General features: G+C 75.2%; 18 protein-coding genes. 17 read left to right on the top strand and 1 reads right to left on the bottom strand.

Going from position 1 to position 19,755, the window contains the following annotated elements:
- The 4 genes from EV188_RS04175 to EV188_RS04190 all read left to right on the top strand — a co-directional run bounded on the left by EV188_RS04175 (window position 1) and on the right by EV188_RS04190 (window position 5,271).
- A complete protein-coding gene (locus EV188_RS04175; protein WP_133824917.1) occupies window positions 1-1,569 on the top strand; it encodes a YifB family Mg chelatase-like AAA ATPase in 1,569 nt (522 codons plus the stop codon).
- On the top strand, window positions 1,566-2,801 hold the full coding sequence (gene dprA / locus EV188_RS04180; protein WP_133824918.1) for a DNA-processing protein DprA: 1,236 nt from the start codon (window positions 1,566-1,568) through the stop codon (window positions 2,799-2,801). Before EV188_RS04175 ends, dprA begins: the two co-directional genes overlap by 4 nt.
- Window positions 2,802-3,173: 372 nt before the next feature.
- Window positions 3,174-4,127, top strand: a complete 954-nt coding sequence (locus EV188_RS04185) for a tyrosine-type recombinase/integrase (RefSeq protein ID WP_424922907.1) — start codon at window positions 3,174-3,176, stop codon at window positions 4,125-4,127.
- Entirely contained in the window at window positions 4,120-5,271 is a 1,152-nt protein-coding gene (locus tag EV188_RS04190; RefSeq protein ID WP_341770737.1) for a FliA/WhiG family RNA polymerase sigma factor, read from the top strand. Before EV188_RS04185 ends, EV188_RS04190 begins: the two co-directional genes overlap by 8 nt.
- Window positions 5,272-5,277: 6 nt before the next feature.
- Here the strand turns inward: EV188_RS04190 and EV188_RS04195 are convergent, their stop codons facing one another.
- Window positions 5,278-5,868 carry a M23 family metallopeptidase gene (locus tag EV188_RS04195; protein ID WP_133824920.1) on the bottom strand — a complete coding sequence of 197 codons (591 nt, stop codon included), beginning with the start codon at window positions 5,866-5,868 and terminating at the stop codon, window positions 5,278-5,280.
- Between the two features lie 526 nt (window positions 5,869-6,394).
- Between EV188_RS04195 and rpsB the strand changes: the two genes are divergently transcribed.
- The 13 genes from rpsB to rlmN all read left to right on the top strand — a co-directional run bounded on the left by rpsB (window position 6,395) and on the right by rlmN (window position 19,749).
- Window positions 6,395-7,405 carry a 30S ribosomal protein S2 gene (rpsB, locus tag EV188_RS04200; protein ID WP_133824921.1) on the top strand — a complete coding sequence of 337 codons (1,011 nt, stop codon included), beginning with the start codon at window positions 6,395-6,397 and terminating at the stop codon, window positions 7,403-7,405.
- Window positions 7,406-7,448: 43 nt separating this feature from the next.
- Window positions 7,449-8,273, top strand: coding sequence for a translation elongation factor Ts (gene tsf, locus EV188_RS04205; protein WP_133824922.1), 825 nt, complete (start codon window positions 7,449-7,451; stop codon window positions 8,271-8,273).
- 104 nt (window positions 8,274-8,377) lie between these two features.
- Window positions 8,378-9,124, top strand: coding sequence for a UMP kinase (gene pyrH / locus EV188_RS04210; RefSeq protein WP_133825399.1), 747 nt, complete (start codon window positions 8,378-8,380; stop codon window positions 9,122-9,124).
- A 13-nt stretch (window positions 9,125-9,137) separates the two neighbouring features.
- Complete coding sequence (gene frr / locus EV188_RS04215; RefSeq protein ID WP_133824923.1) at window positions 9,138-9,695, top strand: ribosome recycling factor; 558 nt, start codon at window positions 9,138-9,140, stop codon at window positions 9,693-9,695.
- A gap of 6 nt (window positions 9,696-9,701) precedes the next feature.
- Window positions 9,702-10,640, top strand: coding sequence for a phosphatidate cytidylyltransferase (locus EV188_RS04220; protein WP_133824924.1), 939 nt, complete (start codon window positions 9,702-9,704; stop codon window positions 10,638-10,640).
- On the top strand, window positions 10,637-11,359 hold the full coding sequence (locus EV188_RS04225; protein ID WP_208113968.1) for a class I SAM-dependent methyltransferase: 723 nt from the start codon (window positions 10,637-10,639) through the stop codon (window positions 11,357-11,359). Before EV188_RS04220 ends, EV188_RS04225 begins: the two co-directional genes overlap by 4 nt.
- A gap of 183 nt (window positions 11,360-11,542) precedes the next feature.
- Window positions 11,543-12,769, top strand: a complete 1,227-nt coding sequence (locus tag EV188_RS04230; protein ID WP_133824925.1) for a glycine cleavage T C-terminal barrel domain-containing protein — start codon at window positions 11,543-11,545, stop codon at window positions 12,767-12,769.
- Between the two features lie 11 nt (window positions 12,770-12,780).
- Window positions 12,781-13,602 (top strand): methylenetetrahydrofolate reductase, encoded by an 822-nt coding sequence (locus tag EV188_RS04235; RefSeq protein ID WP_133824926.1) that lies wholly within the window; start codon window positions 12,781-12,783, stop codon window positions 13,600-13,602.
- A 15-nt stretch (window positions 13,603-13,617) separates the two neighbouring features.
- The gene (locus EV188_RS04240; protein WP_133824927.1) at window positions 13,618-16,113 is read left to right on the top strand and encodes a GcvT family protein; all 2,496 of its coding nucleotides are present in this window, start codon (window positions 13,618-13,620) and stop codon (window positions 16,111-16,113) included.
- Window positions 16,114-16,118: 5 nt separating this feature from the next.
- Window positions 16,119-16,874 (top strand): electron transfer flavoprotein subunit beta/FixA family protein, encoded by a 756-nt coding sequence (locus EV188_RS04245; RefSeq protein WP_133824928.1) that lies wholly within the window; start codon window positions 16,119-16,121, stop codon window positions 16,872-16,874.
- 11 nt (window positions 16,875-16,885) lie between these two features.
- On the top strand, window positions 16,886-17,857 hold the full coding sequence (locus tag EV188_RS04250) for an electron transfer flavoprotein subunit alpha/FixB family protein (RefSeq protein ID WP_166659706.1): 972 nt from the start codon (window positions 16,886-16,888) through the stop codon (window positions 17,855-17,857).
- 54 nt (window positions 17,858-17,911) lie between these two features.
- Window positions 17,912-18,604 (top strand): hypothetical protein, encoded by a 693-nt coding sequence (locus EV188_RS04255; protein WP_133824930.1) that lies wholly within the window; start codon window positions 17,912-17,914, stop codon window positions 18,602-18,604.
- Complete coding sequence (gene rlmN, locus EV188_RS04260; RefSeq protein ID WP_133824931.1) at window positions 18,601-19,749, top strand: dual-specificity RNA methyltransferase RlmN; 1,149 nt, start codon at window positions 18,601-18,603, stop codon at window positions 19,747-19,749. The genes EV188_RS04255 and rlmN overlap by 4 nt, the downstream gene beginning before the upstream one ends.
- The last annotated feature ends 6 nt before the right edge of the window (window positions 19,750-19,755 follow it).

Raw genomic sequence — 19,755 nt, forward strand, 5'->3', positions numbered from 1 at the left:
GTGGCGCTCGCGTGCGCGTGGGCGATCGGCCTGCGCGGGGTCGACGGCGAGGTCGTCGAGATCGAGGCCGACATCGGCCAGGGGCTGCCCGCCGTGTCGCTGGTCGGGCTCCCGGACGCGGCGCTCGCCGAGTCGCGCGACCGGGTGCGGGCGGCGGTGGTCAACTCCGGGGAGACGTGGCCCGCGCGCCGCATCACGCTCGCCCTGTCCCCGGCGACCCTGCCGAAGCAGGGCAGCGGGTACGACGTGGCGCTCGCCTGCGCGGTGCTCGCTGCCGCGCGGGACGTGCCGGTCGCGGCGCTGCGCGGGGTGGTGCTGATCGGCGAGCTGGCCCTCGACGGGCGGGTGCGCGGGGTCCGCGGCATCCTGCCGGCGCTGCTCGCGGCCCGGCGCCTCGGGGTGGAGCAGGCGGTGGTGCCGGCGGCGGCCGCGGTCGAGGCGGGACTGGTGGACGGGCTCGAGGTGCTCGGCGCCGAGCACCTGTCCGACGTGCTGGCCTGGCTGCGCGGCGACCGCGGGCGCCTGCTCCCGGTGCGCTCGGGGCCGCGGCTGCAGGCCGGCGGTCCGCGTGAGGACCTCGCCGACGTCGTCGGGCAGCTCGCCGCCCGGCGCGCGATCGAGGTCGCCGCGGCCGGCGGGCACCACCTGCTGATGGTGGGCCCGCCGGGCTCGGGCAAGACGATGCTGGCGCGGCGGATGACCGGCCTGCTGCCCGACCTCGACGTCGACTCGGCGCTGCAGGTGGCCGCGGTCCGCTCGCTGGCGGGCGCGCTCGACCCCCAGGAGGCCCTTCCGTCCACGCCGCCGTTCGTCGCCCCGCACCACTCGGTCTCCTCGGCGGCGCTGGTGGGCGGCGGCAGCGGGCTGGCGCGGCCGGGCGCGGTGTCGCTGGCCCACCGCGGGGTGCTCTTCCTCGACGAGATCTACGAGTTCGGCCCGCACGTCCTGGAGATGCTGCGGACACCCCTCGAGGACGGCGAGGTCCGGCTGGCCCGCACCGACGGGGTCGTGCGCTACCCGGCGCGCTTCCAGCTGGTGATGGCCGCGAACCCGTGCCCGTGCGCGCCGCCCAAGCCCACCGACTGCACCTGCTCGAGCCTCGCGCAGCGCCGGTACACCCAGCGCCTGTCCGGCCCGATGCTCGACCGCGTCGACCTGCAGGTCACCCTGCGCCCGGTCGAGGCGCTGTCGTGGGACGGCGCCTCGGCCGTGCCGCTCGAGGAGGTCCCCGAGGACACCGCGTCGGTCCGGGCCCGGGTGCTCGCCGCGCGGGCGGCCGCGCGCGAGCGCTGGCGCGACGCCGGGTGGCGCACCAACGCCGAGGTGCCGGGCCCCGAGCTCCGTCGCCGCGGGCGCCTGCCCCGCGAGGCCGCCGAGGTCCTCGAGCACCAGCTCCGCTCCGGGGCCATGACCGCGCGCGGGGCCGACCGCGCGCTGCGGGTGGCCTGGACGGTGGCCGACCTGCGCGGCGCGCCGGGACCCGAGCTGCCGGACGTCGTGGAGGCGGTCGGGTTCAAGGGCTTCGCCACCGACGGCGCGCCCGCCACGGCCGGCGAGGAGGTCGCGTGAGCACCGCCCCGACCCCGCCACGGTCCGCGCCGAGCTCCGTGGACGCCGTGCCCGTCGACCGCGAGGTGCTCGTCGCCCGCGCCTACCTCTCGCGGGTCGCGGAGCCCCCGGCCGCCGCGCTGGCCGCCTTCGTCGACGACGTCGGCCCGGTCGTCGCCGCCCGGCGGGTCCGTGACGCGGTCACCGAGGGGCCGGGCGCGCTGCCGCCCGAGGTCGTCCGGGAGACCTCGGCGCGGCGGGGCACCGACCGGGCGGAGGCCGACCTGGCCCTGCTCGCCGCACGGGGCGGGCGGCTGATCGTCCCCGAGGACCCGGAGTGGCCGGCCGCCGCGCTGGCCGGGCTCGGGACGGTCGCCGGGCCCGACGGCGCGCCGGGGCTCGAGGGCCCCGCGACCCGCGACGGCCCGGCCGCCCCGCTGGCGCTCTGGGCGCGCGGACCGCTGCGCCTCGACGCCGGCCCGAGCGGGTGGGTCGCCGTGGTCGGGGCGCGGGCGGCCAGCGAGTACGGGCTCTGGGTCGCCCGCGACTGGTCCGCGGAGCTCGCCGACCGGCGGTGCACCGTGGTGTCGGGCGCGGCGCTCGGCGTGGACGGCGCGGCCCACCGCGGCGCGCTGGCCGTCGGCGGCGACACGGTGGCCGTCCTCGCCTGCGGCATCGACCGCGCCTACCCGCCGAAGCACGCCACGCTGCTCGAGCACGTCGGGCACCGCGGGCTGGTGGTCACCGAGTACCCGCCGGGCGCGACGCCGGCGCGCCACCGGTTCCTCGTCCGCAACCGGCTGATCGCCGCGCTCACGGCCGGGACGCTGGTGGTCGAGGCCGCCGCGCGGTCGGGCGCCATGCGCACGGCGCTGGTGGCGGAGGCGCTGGGGCGTGCGGTGATGGTCGTGCCCGGCCCGGTCACGTCGCTGATGTCGCTCGGGTGTCACGAGCTCGCCCGTCGGCCCGAGGTGTCGGTCACCGGCCGGGTCGAGCACGTCGTCGAGGAGGTGAGTCGAGTGGGGGACGGCCTCGCCCCTCCACCGGGTACCCCGACGCGTCCGACGGACGGTCTTGACCCGGGGGCGTTGCGTGTGCGTGAAGCGCTGCCCCTCCACGCGGCGCGCACAGCGGTACGTCTGGCCCACGACGCCGGGGTCGCCCTCGCGGAGACGACCACCCACCTGAGGGATCTCGAGGCCCGTGGGCCCGTGTCGGAGGACGACGGGTGGTGGCGTCGCCGACCCGGGTGAACAGGCGCAGAGCGACGAACGGTTGCAGAGCGCGACGAGTGGAACCGCTCCCCGACGGTGGCCGACGGTCACCGAACGCGGTGCGGCGGTGCTTGACCGTCGCCGTTCTGATCGGGAGTCTTCACGGCGATGACCGGCACGTTCTCTCCCGACGAGGCAGCCCGAGGGCTGTCCGGACCGTCGCGGTCACCCGGTCGAGGGGCCTCTCGTGAGTTCCCCTTCGACCCGGTGAAATCGTCACGCTCCGCGTTCGCCCACACGGGCAGCGCGGGGACCTCGGGCGGGTCGGGCCCGGCGGAACCGACCGGTCCGGATGCTCCGCGTCACGTTGCGGACGACCGATCCGCGACGAACGTCCCGGCAGCCGCCGCGGTGCCGGCCCCGCGGCCGGAGCGGGTCGCCGACGCGAGCTCCGTGGCCCACCTCGCCGCGTACGCCGACCACCTGCGCTACGAGCGGGCGCTCTCGCCGCACACCTTGCGGGCCTACCTCGGCGACGTGACCTCGTTGCTCGCCCACCTGCGCGGGCCCGACACCGGCGAGGACGAGCCGCTGCACCTCGACGCGCTCGACCTCGCCGGCCTGCGCGCGTGGCTCGCCGACGTCCGGGCGAGGGGCGCGAGCCGCACGACGCTGGCGCGCCGGGCCGCCGCCGCGCGCACGTTCACCGCGTGGGCGGCCCGCACCGGGCGCGCCGGCACCGACACCGGCGCCCGCCTCGCATCGCCGCGGGCCCACCGCCGCCTGCCCGAGGTGCTGCGCGCCGACCAGGCCGCCGCGGCCCTGCAGGCGGCGGCCTCCGGCGCCGCCGAGGGCGACCCGGTCGCACTGCGCGACCACCTGCTGCTCGAGCTGCTCTACGCCACCGGCGTCCGGGTGGCCGAGCTGTGCGGGCTGGACGTCGACGACGTCGACGACGGCCGCCGCACGCTGCGGGTGCTCGGCAAGGGCGGCAAGGAGCGCACCGTCGTCTACGGCGCGCCGGCCGCCACCGCGCTCGACGCCTGGCGCCGGGAGGGGCGCCCGGCGCTCGCCGTCCCGACGTCACCACCGGCGCTCCTGCTCGGGGCCCGCGGCGGCCGTCTCGACCAGCGCATCGCGCGCCGGGTCGTGCACGACGCCGCCGGTGCCGTCCCGGGGGCACCCGACATCGCGCCGCACGGGCTCCGGCACTCGGCGGCGACACACCTGCTCGAGGGGGGAGCGGATTTGAGGAGCGTTCAGGAGTTGTTGGGTCACGCGTCACCGGCGACCACGCAGCTCTACACGCACGTGTCCGCGGAGCGGCTGCGCGCCGTCCACGACACCGCCCACCCCCGTGCCTGAGGCGTGGGGCGGCGCCGCGGCGGCCTCCGTGGCCACGATGTCCGCCGACGCGCCGCACACCGGGCACCAGACCGGACACCACGTCGGACACGAGACCGGCCCGCAGACCGGGCCCCTGCCCGCCCTGCCCGGGTCGGACTCGGACGCCGCGGTGCGCGCCGCCGGGGTCGCCGCTCGCACCCCGCGCCGGCGGGCTCCCGAGCGCCGTGACACCCCGGGTCCGGTCACCGACGGCGCGACCGCGCTCGCCCCGGTGCCCTCCCCGGCCGACGGGTCCCGCGGGCAGCGCCCCGCCGACGGCCACGTGCTGCCGGCGACGCTCGGCGGGGCCTCGCCGGGCGGCGCGGACGAGGAGGCGATGGTCGAGGCCGGCATCGCCGACCTCTGGGCCGCGTACGCCGACGACCCGCGCAAGTCGACCAAGGACCGGCTGGTGCTGCACTACGCGCCGCTGGTCAAGTACGTCGCCGGCCGGGTCGGCACCGGCCTGCCGTCGCACGTCGACGTCGCCGACCTCATCCAGTGCGGGATCTTCGGTCTCGTCGACGCCATCGAGCGCTTCGAGCCGGACCGGGGCCGCAAGTTCGAGGTCTACGCGATGCAGCGCATCCGCGGCGCGATCCTCGACGAGCTCCGGTCCCAGGACTGGGTGCCGCGCTCGGTGCGCTCCCGGGCCCGGGAGATCGAGCGGGCCATCGAGCGCCTCGAGGGGCGCGAGCAGCGCTCCTGCAGCGACTCCGAGCTCGCCGCCGAGCTGGACACGTCCACCGACGACCTGCGCTCGACGTTCGGGCAGATCGCGATGACGAGCGTCGCCGCGCTCGACGAGCTCGTCGCCGCGGGACGCGGGGGCGGGGCCGGCGAGGGTGCCGGCGCCCCGTCGCTCGCCGACTCGCTGCCCGACACCGGCGCCGAGGACCCGCTCTCGGCGATGGAGGACCGCGAGACCCGGCGCCTGCTCGCCGAGGCGGTCGGGCAGCTCGCCGAGCGCGACCGCACCGTGGTCGGCCTCTACTACTTCGAGAACCTGACCCTCGCCGAGATCGGGCGGGTCCTCGGGGTCACCGAGTCGCGGGTCTGCCAGCTGCACACCCGCGCCGTGATGCGGCTGCGCGCCCGGCTCGCCGAGCTCCAGCACGCCTGACGCGCCTCACGGGTCGGTCGGGAGCAGGCGCACCCGGCCGAGCCCGAGGAGGAGCAGCGGGTCGAGGTAGTCGAGCGCGCCGGCGGCGGGGTCGGCCGAGGGCCGGCGCAGGCCCCAGTGCAGGCAGGCGGCGACGGGGCATCCGCGGTGCCCGGGCTCCAGCGTGCCCAGGGCGTCGCCCCGCCGGACCGGCGCGCCCGGGACGACGGTGGCCGCCACCGGCTCGTACGTCGTCCGCAGGGCGCCGGCGTGCTCCACCGACACCACCCCGCGCCCGGCGACCCGGCCCGCGAACACCACGACCCCGTCGCCGGCGGCGATCACCGCGAGCCCGGGCCTGCCCGCCACGTCGGCGCCCCGGTGCCCGCGGCCGTAGTAGTGCGGCGGCGGGTCGAACAGCCGCGTCACCGCACCCGGCGAGCCCGCCGTCGCCGGCGCGGCACGCCCGTCCACCCCGGCCACGGGCCACCCGAACGCCCCGACCGGGACCACGGGCGGGGGAGCGGCCGCGGCGCCGGCCGGGGCGGCCGGCACCACGGCCGGTATCACCGCGAGCACCAGGGCGAGGGCGACGGCGGCGTGGAGACGACGCTTCACACGGGCTTGGACGCACCGGGGGCGCCCACGGCTCCCTCGAACCTCGCGACCGAGATCAGGGGCGTCGTCATGCACCTCCGGCGCTGATCCGGGTGCGTGGCGACGCCCTTGATCTCCGGGACTCGCGACGGCGCCCGCCGGCGGCGCCCACCCCGGCGTGTCGCGCGGGCGAGCATGTGGCGATCCTGGCGTTGAACGTCAGCGTGGCCGCCACGCTGACACACGACGTGCGTCCGCGAGCCGGGGGAACGACGCCCGCGGGGAGGCGGGGGAGGGCGCGCGGGTACACTTCTGACCAGCGGTCCGTCGTGTCCTGCCCCGTGCGGGGTCGAACGGGCCGACTTCGCGTGTCCTCACAAGCGCCCGCACGCCGAGCGCTGCCACCGCCGCATCCGGGCGGTCCCGCCGAGGCGGGTTTCCGGATCGGTCACGAGGGCACCAGGGCGACGGCCCGACCGGGACCGTCGCGACAACCGCCAGGCCTGGTCGCCAGAGATCGGGCCGCCGAGAGAGGTAGTTCCACCGCATGGCCGTCGTCACGATGCGCCAGCTGCTGGACTCGGGTGTCCACTTCGGACACCAGACCCGCCGCTGGAACCCCAAGATGCGCCGCTTCATCTTCACCGAGCGCAACGGCATCTACATCATCGACCTGCAGCAGACGCTGTCCTACGTCGATCGCGCCTACGAGTTCGTCAAGCAGACCGTCGCCCACGGCGGCACGGTGCTCTTCGTCGGCACGAAGAAGCAGGCCCAGGAGGCCATCGACGAGCAGGCGCGTCGCGTCGGCATGCCGTTCGTGAACCAGCGCTGGCTGGGCGGCATGCTCACCAACTTCCAGACCGTGCACAAGCGCCTCCAGCGGCTCAAGGAGCTGGAGGCCATGGAGCAGAGCGGGGGCTTCGAGGGTCGCACCAAGAAGGAGATCCTCATGCTCACCCGCGAGCACGACAAGCTGGAGAAGACCCTCGGCGGTATCCGCGACATGGGCCGCGTGCCCAGCGCGGTGTGGGTGGTCGACACCAAGAAGGAGCACATCGCGGTCGGTGAGGCCCGGAAGCTCAACATCCCGGTCGTCGCCATCCTCGACACCAACTGCGACCCCGACGAGGTCGACTACCCGATCCCGGGCAACGACGACGCCATCCGCTCGGCGGCGCTGCTGACCCGCGTGGTCGCCCAGGCGTGCGCCGACGGCCTGCAGGCCCGCGGCCAGCGCGACGGCGGCGGCGAGCGCGGCGAGGACGAGCCGCTGGCCGAGTGGGAGCAGGAGCTCATGGCCCAGGGCGGCGACGGCGCCAGCGCGCCGACCGGCCTGGAGCAGGGCAGCACCAGCTCCGCGGTGGACGCCCCCGGCGACGCGCCGGTCGCGACGCCCGAGGCGGAGGAGACCACCAACGCGATCGGCGACGACACCACGCCGGTGAGCCGCCCCGAGCGCACCGCCGGCACCGTCGACGCGAACGCGGAGAGCGACGACAACGCCATCGCGGCGGCGCCGGAGGCCGGTCAGGTCAACGGCACCCCGCAGAGCTGACCGACAGAACCCGCAAGACAAGAGGACGGACGAGAGCCGCACCATGGCGAACTACACCGCTGCGGACGTGAAGAAGCTCCGGGACCTCACCGGGTCCGGGATGATGGACTGCAAGAAGGCCCTCGAGCAGAACGAGGGCGATCTGGACAAGGCCGTCGAGGCCCTGCGCATCAAGGGTGCGAAGGACGTCGGCAAGCGGGCGGGCCGCACCACGGCCAACGGCGTGGTGGCCGCCCGTGACGGCGCGATGATCGAGCTCAACTCCGAGACCGACTTCGTGGCCAAGAACGCGGACTTCGTCCAGCTCGCCGAGGACATCCTCGGCGTGGCGCTCGCGAGCGGCACCAAGGACCTCGAGTCCCTCAAGGCCGCCTCGCTCGGCGACGGCACGGTCGACGACAAGGTGCAGGAGCTCTCGGCGCGCATCGGCGAGAAGCTCGAGCTGCGCCGCGTCGCGCTGCTCGACGGCCCGACCGCGACCTACCTGCACCGCCGGTCCTCGGACCTGCCGCCGGCCATCGGCGTCGTCGTCGGCTACACCGGCGACGGTGACGACGCGGCCGAGGCGGCCCGCGGCGCGGCCATGCAGGTCGCGGCGGCGCGTCCGCTCTACACCACCCGCGACGAGGTCCCCGCGGACGTGGTGGAGAACGAGAAGCGCATCGCCGAGGCCACCGCCCGCGAGGAGGGCAAGCCCGAGAAGATCCTCGAGAAGATCGTCGAGGGTCGTCTGAACGGCTACTACAAGGACACCGTGCTCCTCGAGCAGGACTCGGTGGCCGTGGACAAGAAGTCGGTCGGCAAGGTGCTGGAGGAGGCGGGCGTCTCGGTCCGCACCTTCGCGCGCTTCGAGGTCGGCCAGCCCTGAGTCGTGCGGGGGCGGGGCCGGGTGCACACCCGGCCCCGCCCCCGACGCACTCGCAGAGCACGTCCCCGTCGGTGGGAGGAGAGCGCGTGGCCAGTCCCCAGACCGTGTCGGACGCGGGCCCCGATGCCCGTTCCGGACATCGCCGGGTCCTGCTCAAGCTCGGCGGCGAGATGTTCGGCGGTGGTGGGGTCGGGGTCGACCCGGTCGTCGTGCAGACCGTCGCCCGCCAGATCGCCGACGTCGTCAACTCCGGCATCCAGATCGCCGTCGTCATCGGCGGCGGCAACTTCTTCCGCGGCGAGGAGCTGCACCGCTACGGCATGCAGCGCCAGCGCGCGGACTACATGGGCATGCTCGGCACGGTCATGAACTGCCTGGCCCTGCAGGACTTCCTCGAGCGCGAGCACCACATCGACACCCGGGTGCAGACCGCCATCACCATGGGCCAGGTCGCCGAGTCGTACATCCCGCGGCGCGCGATGCGCCACCTCGAGAAGGGCCGCGTCGTCATCTTCGGCGCCGGCGTCGGGATGCCGTACTTCTCCACCGACACCACGGCCGCCCAGCGCGCGCTGGAGATCGAGTGCGAGATCGTGCTGATGGCCAAGGGCGTCGACGGCGTCTACACGGCCGACCCGAAGCTCGACCCCACGGCGACGATGTTCCACGAGATCTCCCACCGCGAGGTGCTGGAGAAGGGCCTCAAGGTCGCCGACGCCACGGCGTTCAGCCTGTGCATGGACAACAACATGCCGATCATGGTGTTCAACCTGCTGGTCGACGGGAACATCGCACGCGCGGTGCGGGGTGAGAGGATCGGCACGCTGGTCCACACCCCTTCCGGCTCCTGAGGAGAGGCGACACATGATCGACGAGACGCTCCTCGACGCCGAGGAGAAGATGGAGAAGGCGGTCAGCGTCGCCAAGGAGGACCTCGGCGGCGTGCGCACCGGCCGTGCCAGCCCGGCGATGTTCAACCGCATCAGCGTCGAGTACTACGGCGCCTGGACGCCCCTGAACCAGCTCGCGTCGGTGCAGGTGCCCGAGGCCCGCATGGCCGTCATCAAGCCCTACGACGCGAGCCAGCTGCAGAGCATGGAGCGCGCGATCCGCGACTCCGACCTCGGCGTAAACCCCAGCAACGACGGCCAGATCATCCGCGTGGTGTTCCCGCAGCTCTCCGAGGAGCGCCGCAAGGACATGGTCAAGGTCGCGCGCAGCAAGGGCGAGGACGCCAAGGTGTCCATCCGCAGCGTGCGCCGCAACGCGATGACCGAGCTCCAGCGCATCGTCAAGGACGGCGAGGCCGGCGAGGACGAGGAACAGCGCGCCGAGAAGGAGCTCGAGACCGTCACCGCGCGGTACGTCGCCCAGGTCGACGACCTCGTGAAGAACAAGGAATCCGAGCTCCTCGAGGTCTGAGTCACCATGCCCTCCTCCGCATCGCGGCCCCGGCGGCCGGACGCCGGCGTCGCAGCGACGGCCGCCGGCTCCCCGGCGACCCCGGCGGAGGAGGACACGCCCGACAAGCCCGCGGAGAAGAAGAGCTCGCGCGCCGGGCGCAACCTCCCCGTCGCCATCGGCGTCGGCCTCGCGATGGGCGCGGTCATCCTGGTCGCGCTGCTGACGGTGCGGCAGGCGTGGATCGGGATCGTCGCGGTTTCCGCGGTGATCGGCACGTGGGAGCTCTTCGGCGCCCTGCACCGCGGCGCGGGCATCCGCCTCTCGCGGGTCCCCGTGCTGGTCGGCGGGCAGGCGATGATCTGGCTGGCCTGGCCGTTCGGCACCGAGGGCATCCTCGGCGCCCTGCTCGTCACCGTGCTCGGCTGCTTCCTGTGGCGCATGCGCCTGGGCGCGGCCGGCTTCGTGCGCGACGTCGGCGCCTCGATGCTCGTGCTGTGCTGGGTGCCGCTGTGCATGGCGTTCGGGTCGATGCTCGTCGTCCCCGCCGACGGCACCGCGCGCGTCCTGACGTTCCTCATCGTCGTCATCTGCTCCGACACCGGCGGCTACGCCCTGGGCGCGCTGTTCGGCAAGCACCCCATGGCGCCGAAGGTCAGCCCCAAGAAGTCGTGGGAGGGCCTGGCCGGGTCGCTCATCGCCGGGTCGACCGGCGCGTGCCTGTGCGTGGCGCTGCTGCTCGACGACCACTGGTGGTACGGGCTCGTCGTCGGGCCGCTGCTCGTGGGCACGGCCGTCACCGGTGACCTCGTCGAGTCACTGATCAAGCGCGACCTCGGCATCAAGGACATGGGCAGCACCATCCCGGGCCACGGCGGGCTGATGGAGCGCCTCGACTCGCTGGTCACCTCGGCGCCGATGGCCTGGCTGCTGCTGCTCGTGCTGGTCCCCGTGCACGTGACGTGACCCGGTTCCGCGAGAGGGACATCATCGAGTCCCCCAACATCTGGCGCTGGCCCGAGGTCTACGAGCGCGAGAACGAGGCCCAGGACGCCACGGGCGCGCTGTGGGACACGGTCGCCGAGCTGGCCCCGCACGGCGACGCGGACGTCGTCGACGTGGGCTGCGGCGACGGCTACCACCTGCCGCGGTTCGCGCAGCGCGCGCGGACCGTGGTCGGCGTCGAGCCCCACGCGCCGCTGGTGGACCGCGCCCGCGAGCGGGTCGCCGGCCTGCCGGGCGCCCGCGCCGAGCAGGGGAGCGCGGCCGCGCTGCCGCTGCCCGACGACTGCGCCGACGTCGTGCACGCCCGCACGGCCTACTTCTTCGGGCCCGGCTGCGAGCCCGGGCTCGCCGAGGCGTCCCGGGTGCTGCGCCCGGGCGGCGTGCTCGTGATCGTCGACCTCGACGCCACCCGCCACTCCTACGGCTCCTGGATGCGCGCGTCGGCCCCGCGCTACGACCCGGGCGCTGCCGAGCGCTTCTTCGCCGGCCACGGCTTCGCGGTGCGCCGCGTCGACACCCTCTGGCGCTTCGCCGACCGCACGACGCTCGCCGACGTCCTGCGGATCGAGTTCACCCCGGCCGTCGCGCAGAAGGCGATCGACGGCACTCCCGGCCTCACCCTCTCGGTGGGCTACCGCGTGCACACCCGCCGCGAGCCGGTCGGTCTCCTGCGGCCCTGAGCCGGTCTCCCGCGGCCCTGAGCCGTCGGACGGATATATCAGTTCGTCGCGCCGGATCTCTTGACGTGATCTCGGTCACGGTCGCATGGTGGTTGCGCCAAGCGAAACCTGGTTGCACTCCTCGCAACCACGTCCGACAACCGGCTCGGGGGGCCGCCGGACGCACGATGAGGTGAGGTGCTGATGACGGACGTCCTGCCCAGCCGGGCGGCGGTGGAGCTCGTGCCGGAGCCGTCGTCGACGGTGGTCACGAATCCGGGGATCCTGCTCTACCCGCGCCTGCGGAAGTCGCCGTACTTCTGGAAGTCACGGGCGCACGGCGTGGCGATGTACAGCGTGTACAACCACACGTACCACCCGCGCCACTACGGCGACCCGATCGCCGAGTACTGGGCGCTGCTCGAGGACGTGACCCTCTGGGACGTCGGCGTCGAGCGCCAGATCGAGATCGTCGGGCCGGACGCCTTCGCGTTCACGAACATGCTGGTGCCGCGCGACCTGACCAAGTGCGCGGTCGGGCAGTGCAAGTACGTGTTCATCACCGCGCCGGACGGCGGGATCATCAACGATCCCGTCCTGCTGCGCGTCGACGAGGACCGCTTCTGGCTCTCGCTCGCCGACTCCGACGTCGGGCTGTGGGCGACCGGCCTGGCCCACGCCGGCGGCTGGGACGTGACGGTCCGCGAGATCGACGTCGCCCCGGTGCAGGTCCAGGGGCCGAAGGCGAAGGCCGTCGTCACCGACCTGTTCGGCGAGGACGTCGCCGAGATGCCGTACTACCACCTGCGCCACGCGGTCATCGACGACATGGCGGTGGTCGTCAGCCGCACCGGCTACAGCGCGGAGATCGGCTACGAGATCTACCTGCGGGACGCCGTCCGCGACGCCGGCCGGCTCTGGGACCGCGTGTGGGAGGCGGGGCGCCCGCACGGGATGCGCCCGATCGGGCCGTGCCACATGCGGCGGATCGAGGGCGGCATGCTCGCCTACGGCTGCGACATCACGCTCGACACCAACCCGCTCGAGGTCGGCTACGACTACACGTGGATGGTCGACCTCGGCCAGGAGGCCGACTTCGTCGGCAAGGACGCACTGATCCGCGCCAAGGCGCGCGGCCTCTCGCGGTCGATGGTCGGCGTCGAGATCGGGGGCTCCCGCCTCGGCACGTTCAACGACGGGTCGATGATCGAGCCGTTCACGGTCCGCGACGACGCGGGGGAGCTCGTCGGCACCGTGACCAGCGCCTGCTGGTCACCGCGCCTCGAGCGCAACATCGGGCTCGCGATGGTCGCGACGCCGTCGACGCCGCTGGGCACGACGCTGCAGATCGTCACGGCGGACGACGTGCGCGACGGCGTCGTCGTCGAGAAGCCGTTCGTCGACCCGCGCAAGCAGACGCCCAAGGGCTGACGGGGCCGGTCATGGACCACGTCTCGCCGCTCGCGGCACTGCTCGCGGACCCGCGCTACGAGGTGGCGCCGACGGCCGGGGTGCTCGACGCGGCCGCCGCGATCCCGGCCGGGGCGACGGTGACCGTCACCGCCGCACCGAGCCGGGGCCTCGCGGCCACCGTGGACACGGCCGTCGCGCTCGCCGCGCGTGGGTACACGGCCGTGCCCCACCTCGCGGCGCGCAGCGTGCGCGACCGCGGCGAGCTCGCCGGGCACCTCGACCGGCTCGCCGCGGCCGGGGTCCGCGAGGTCTTCGTCGTCGGCGGTGACGCGCGCGAGCCCGCCGGGGACCTGCCCGACGGGCTCGCGCTGCTGCGGGCGATGGAGGACCTCGGCCGGCGCCCGCCGCGGGTCGGCGTCCCGTCGTACCCCGACGGCCACCACCGCATCGCCGACGACGTGCTGTGGGCCGACCTGCGGGTCAAGCAGTTCCACGCCGACTACACCGTCACGCAGCTGTGCTTCGACGCCGACCTCGTGTGCCGGTTCGCCGGCGAGGCCCGGGAGCGGGGGATCGACCTGCCGGTGGTCGCCGGCGTCCCCGGTGTCGTCGACGCCGCGCGCCTGCTGCGCCTGTCGGTGCGGATCGGGGTCGCCGACGCCGTGCGCTTCGCCCGCTCGCACCGCAGCACCGCCGGCGCGCTGCTGAGACCCGGCCGCCACACCCCGGACGAGCTCGTCGCGGGACTGGCCGCGGGCGGATGCGACCTCGCCGGGCTGCACCTCTTCACGTTCAACCAGATCGAGCCGACCGTGCGGTGGCTGTCGCAGGCCCGCCGCACGGCGGCGTGACCCGCAGGAGCAACCGTGACCACGTTCCCGGACCGGGCCCAGGTCGTCGTCATCGGGGCCGGCATCGTCGGCAACGCCGTCGTGCACCACCTCGCGCGCCTGGGGTGGCGCGAGATCCTGCTGGTCGACAAGGGGCCGCTGCCCGACCCGGGCGGGTCGACCGGCCACGCGTCGAACTTCATCTTCCCGGTCGACCACTCCCGCGAGATCACGCTGCTCACCGGCGACTCGGCGCGCCAGTACGCCGAGCTCGGGACGCTGACGACGTGCGGCGGGATCGAGGTGGCCCGCACCCCGGAGCGGGTCCAGGAGCTCGACCGGCGGATGTCGTCGGCGACGGCCTGGGGCATCGACGCCGAGCTGATCAGCCCGGCCGAGGTCGCCGACAAGGTCCCGTTCCTCGACCCGTCACCGCTGCTCGGCGCGTTCTGGACGCCGTCGGTGGCCGTCGTCGACCCGCTGCGCGCGGGCGAGCTGATGCGCGAGCGGGCGACCGCGGCGGGCGCGCTGACCGTCTCCGCGCTCACCGAGGTGCTCGCCGTCGACACCGAGGACGGCCGGGTGCGCCGCGTCCGCACCGACCGCGGCGACGTGGAGACCGAGTACGTCGTCGTCGCCTGCGGGGTGTGGAGCCCGCGGATCGCGGCGCTGGCCGGCGCGACGATCCCGCTGACGCCCGCCGTGCACCAGATGATCGACGTCGGCCCGATCGCGGAGCTGGCGGAGACCGGCCGGGAGATCGCGTTCCCGATCATCCGCGACATGGACCCGTTCATGTACGAGCGGCAGAGCGGCGCCGACCTGGAGATCGGGTCCTACGCCCACCGGCCGATCCTCTGCGACCCCGACGACATCCCGTCGAACGCGGCCGCGGCGCTCTCGCCGACCCAGCTGCCGTTCACCGCCGACGACTTCGACCCGCAGATGGAGGCGGCGCTCGAGCTGTTCGCCGGCATCCTCGACCGCCCCGACGCCGGCATCCGGCACGCCATCAACGGCCTGCTCTCGCTGACGCCGGACGGCCACCCGCTGCTGGGCGAGACCCCGGAGGTGGCCGGGCTGTGGTCCGCGGCCGCCGTGTGGATCAAGGAGGGCCCGGGGGTCGGGCGTCTCATCGCCGAGTGGATGACCGCGGGCGTCCCCGAGATCGACCCGCACGCCGCCGACGTCGCCCGCTTCGCCCCGCACGAGCGCACCCGCCGCCACGTGCGCGCCCGCGCCGCCGAGGGCTACAACAAGACCTACGGGATCATCCACCCGCGCGAGCAGTGGAGCTCCGACCGCGGCGCCCGCCGCTCGCCGTTCTCCCCGCGCGAGGAGGCCCTCGGCGCCGAGTTCTTCGAGGTCGCGGGCTGGGAGCGCCCGCAGTGGTACCGCGCCAACGAGCCCCTGGTTGCCGAGCTCGGCGTCGAGGACCGCCCGCACGAGTGGGACGCGCGGTGGTGGTCGCCGATCATCAACGCCGAGCACCTGGCGATGCGCCGGGGCGTCGCGATGATCGACCTCAGCGCGTTCGCGCAGTTCGACGTGTCCGGTCCCGGGGCGCTCGCGTACCTGCAGCACCTCACCGTCGCGCAGATGGACCGGCCGGTCGGGCGCGTGATCTACACGCCGGTGCTCGGTCCCGACGGCGGCTTCCGCAGCGACCTGACCGTGGTGCGCCTCGGCCAGTCGCACTTCCGCGTGGTCACCGGCGGGTCGGACGGGGCGCGCGACCTGCACTGGTTCACGCGGCACCTGCCCGCCGACGGCTCGGTCGCGCTCGCCGACCTCACGTCGGCCGTGTGCACGTTGGGGGTCTGGGGGCCGCGGGCCCGCGACGTGCTCGCCGCGGTCACCGACGACGACGTCAGCGACGCCGCCTTCCGGTTCGGGACCGCCCGGACGGTCATGGTCGGGTCGATCCCGGTGCTCGCGCTGCGGCTGTCGTACGTCGGCGAGCTGGGGTGGGAGCTGCATGCGCCGACCGAGTGCGGCCTGCGCCTGTGGGACGAGATCGCGGCGGCCGGGCAGGAGCACGGGATCGTCCCCGCCGGCATCGGTGTCTACGGCACCACGGCCCGCATCGAGAAGGGCTACCGGCTCATGGGCCACGAGCTCGACGGCGAGCACGGCCCGGTCGAGGCGGGGCTCGCGCTGCCCGGGCTCAAGGCGGCGGACTTCGTCGGGAAGGCCGCGTACACCAAGGCGCGCGAGGGCGAGCCCGAGGCGACGCTGTGCACGCTGACCCTCGACGCCTCGGCACACCGTCGCTATCCCCAGGGCGGCGAGCCGGTGCTGACGGTCGACGGCGCGCGGATCACCGACCGGCGCGGGCGGCCGTCGTACGTCACGAGCGCGGGCGCGGCGCCGTCGCTCGGGACGCACCTGCTCATGGCGTACCTACCGCCGTGGCACGCGGTGGAGGGCACCGGGCTGCTCGTCGAGTACCTGGGGGAGCGCTACCCGGTCACGGTGGCGCGGGTCGGCCGCATGCCGCTGTTCGACCCCGACGACGCGCGGATGCGGTGACGGACATGGACGTCCTGGTCTGCATCAAGCGCGTCCCGGCGGTGGGCGCATCGATCCAGCTCAGCGCCGACGCGACCGCCGTCGACACCCGCCACCTCGGCTTCACCATCGGCCCCCACGAGGAGTGCGCGGTCGAGGAGGCCGTGCGGATCGCCGACCGCACCGGCGGGTCGGCGGGCGTGCTCACCGTCGGGCCGCCCGAGGCCGACGAGCAGCTGCGCTACGCGATGTCGATGGGCGCCGACCACGCCGTGCGCGTCGAGGCGCCGGTGGCCGACCCCGACCCGGAGGTCACCGCCGCCGCGGTCGTCGGCGCGCTGCCCGACCTGCGGCCCTACGACCTCGTGCTGTTCGGGGAGGCCTCGGCCGACGCCGGGCACGCGCAGGTGGGCTTCCGGGTGGCGGCGGCCCTGGGCCGCCCGGTGGTCGGCGGGGTGAAGGGGATCGAGGTCGATGAGGGCCGGGTGCGCCTCGAGCGTCACGTCCCCGACGGCGTCGAGGTGCACGAGGCCCCGCTGCCCGCCGTCGCCGCCGTGCTCGAGGGCCTCAACCTGCCGCGCTACCCGACCATCAAGGGCCGGCTGCGGGCGAAGAAGGCGCCGGTGCGGGTGCTCGACGGCCCTGCCGTGACCGGGGGCCTGCGGACCCTGCGGCTGCGCCACCGGCCGGAGGCCCGCGCGGAGACCGTGGTGCTGGGACGCGGCGCGGCGGCGGCCCCCGCCGTCGCCGACGTCCTCGCCGAGCTGGGGATGGTGCGCTGATGGTGCTCGCGATGATCGAACGGGACGGCGAGGGCGTCCTGACCGCGGCGTCGGCGGAGGTGCTGGCCGCGGCACGGGACCTGGCGGACTCGCTCGGCGGCTCGGTGGGCGCGGTCGCCGTCGGGGACCCCGGCGACCTGCCCGACGACCTCGTCAAGCGCGGTGTCTCGACGCTGCACCTGCTGCGGCACGAGCTGCTCGCGGACAGCGAGGCCGCGACCGTCGGCGAGGCGCTCGCGCAGCTCGTGGCCGCCGAGCGCCCGGTGGCCGTGCTCGCCGCGGCCGGCGACGCGAGCACCGAGGCGATGGCCGGGGCGGCGGCCCGGCTCGGTGTGCCGTTGGCCACGGCGTGCACGGCGATCCGGCCCGGGATCCGCCCCGGCCAGCCGTGGGAGGTCACCCGCGAACGGGCCGGCGGCATCCTGCTCGAGGACGCCGAGCTGGACGCGCCGATCCGCTTCTGCACGCTCGGCACCGGTACGCGCACGCCCACCGAGACGGCCGCGGCCGCCGACGTGACCGTCCGCGCGTTCGTCCCGGAGCTGGACGCCACGGTGCCGCGCGCCCGTCTCATCGAGCGCCGGGCACGGGCCAGCGGGATGACGCTCGCGACCGCGCCCGTGGTGGTGTCGGGCGGGCGCGGGGTCGGCAGCGCCGAGGGCTACGCGGTGCTCGAGGAGCTCGCCGGGCTGGTCGGGGGCGCTGTCGGGTGCTCGCGGGTCGCCACGAACAACGGCTGGCGCCCGCACGCCGACCAGGTCGGGCTCACCGGCACCCGCGTCAGCCCGGACCTCTACATCGCGTGCGGGATCAGCGGCGCGACGCAGCACTGGGTGGGGTGCATGAACGCGCGCTCGATCCTCGCCGTCAACACCGACCCCGAGGCGCCGATGGTGAGCCGGGCGACGTGGGCGGTGATCGGCGACGTGCACGAGGTGCTGCCGGCGGTGGTGGAGGAGCTCCGGCGGCGATCCGGGGGTTGACCGACCCGGGGCTGGCGTCCGGACCAGGGGCGCGGTCGCGTTACCGTGGATGTCGTGTCCGCGTACCCCCCTCCTCGTCCGCCGTCCGGGTATCCCGGTCGCGGTGGCCCCGGCGGTCCCCACCGGCCGGGACGCCCCGGCCACCCCGGGGGACACGGCGGTGACCGCGGCTTCCAGGGCGCGCCGCCGCCCCGGCGCGGCACCGCCGGACGTGGCGGGCGCGCCGTGCGCCTCGACCCCGTGCTCGTCGAGCTCGGGGCGGGTCTCGTGTGGCTCGCGGTGGGCACGCTCGGCCTCGCCGCCGACGGCGCGGGCACCCTCGTGCTCGCGGTCGGCATCGCGATCGCCATCGGCATCGGCGTGGAGAACCGCCGGCGCGGGCCGCGCCCGTTCGACACCTCGCGGTCCACGGAGCTCCTGCGCCTCGGCGGCGGCGTCATCGCCGCGGTGATCATCGCGTCGATCGTGCTCGGGCTGCTCAGCGCCTCGGCCTTCCTGCCCGGCATCGCGCTGCTGCTCACCGGCGGTGCGTTCGTGCTGCTCAGCCGCGCGACGGGACAGCGCCCGACGCGCTGGCTCGGGATCGCGCTGGTCGCCATGGGCCTGCTGTCGGCCCTCATCACCCTGGGCACGGCCGGCGGCTTCGTCTCGCAGGGCATCCTCGGCGTGCTCGCGGGCATCCTGCTGCTGCTCTCCGCCGCCGACCGCGTCGGCCTCGTCGAGATGCTGCGGGACCGCCGGCGATGACCGAGCCAGCCATCGACGCCGCCGACGCCGCCGGCCCGGTCCTCTCCCTCTCGCCCCGCGGCTCGCGGAAGGGCCGCCCGGCGCGCCACCTCGCCGACCTCGACCAGGCCGGCCGCCGCGTGGCGGTCGCCGAGCTGGGGCTCCCCGCGTTCCGCGCCGACCAGCTCTCGCGCCACTACTTCACCCGGCTCGAGGCCGACCCGGGGACGATGACCGACCTGCCCCCGGCTGCGCGGGAGACGCTCGGCCCGGCGCTGCTGCCCGAGCTGCTCACGCCCACCTCGGTGGTCGACTGCGACGGTGGCGCCACCCGCAAGACGCTCTGGCGCGCGAACGACGGCGCGCTCGTCGAGAGCGTCCTCATGGGCTACCCGGACCGCGCGACCGTCTGCATCTCCAGCCAGGCCGGGTGCGGCATGGCGTGCCCGTTCTGCGCCACCGGCCAGAACGGCCTCGAGCGCAACCTGTCGACCGCCGAGATCGTCGAGCAGGTCCGCGCGGCCGCGGCGGCCGTGAAGGGCGGCGAGCTCGGGGCCGACCTGCGGCGCCTCTCCAACGTCGTGTTCATGGGCATGGGCGAGCCGCTCGCCAACTACAAGCGCGTCGTCGACGCCGTGCACCGGCTCTGCGACGCGCCGCCGGCGGGCCTGGGGCTCTCGCAGCGCTCGGTCACCGTGTCGACGGTCGGCCTCGTCCCGGCGATCCACCGGCTCGCCGACGAGGGCCTGCAGGTCACCCTCGCGGTCTCGCTGCACACACCCGACGACGACCTGCGCGACACGCTCGTGCCGGTGAACACCCGCTGGCCGGTCGCCGAGGTGTTCGGCGCCGCCCGGCGCTACGCCGAGGTCACCGGGCGGCGCATCTCGATCGAGTACGCGCTGATCCGCGACGTCAACGACCAGCCGTGGCGCGCCGACCTGCTGGCCAAGCTGGCGTCGAAGCACCTCGGGCGCCTGGTGCACGTCAACCTCATCCCGCTGAACCCGACGCCGGGCAGCAAGTGGGACGCGAGCCCCGCCCCGGTGCAGGCGGAGTTCGTCCGCCGCGTGCGCGACGGCGGCGTGGCCTGCACGGTGCGCGACACCCGCGGTCGCGAGATCGCCGCCGCCTGCGGGCAGCTGGCCGCCACCGCCCAGCAGTGATCGGGT

The organism is Actinomycetospora succinea (genome assembly GCF_004363095.1).
GTDB classification, from domain to species: Bacteria; Actinomycetota; Actinomycetes; order Mycobacteriales; family Pseudonocardiaceae; genus Actinomycetospora; species Actinomycetospora succinea.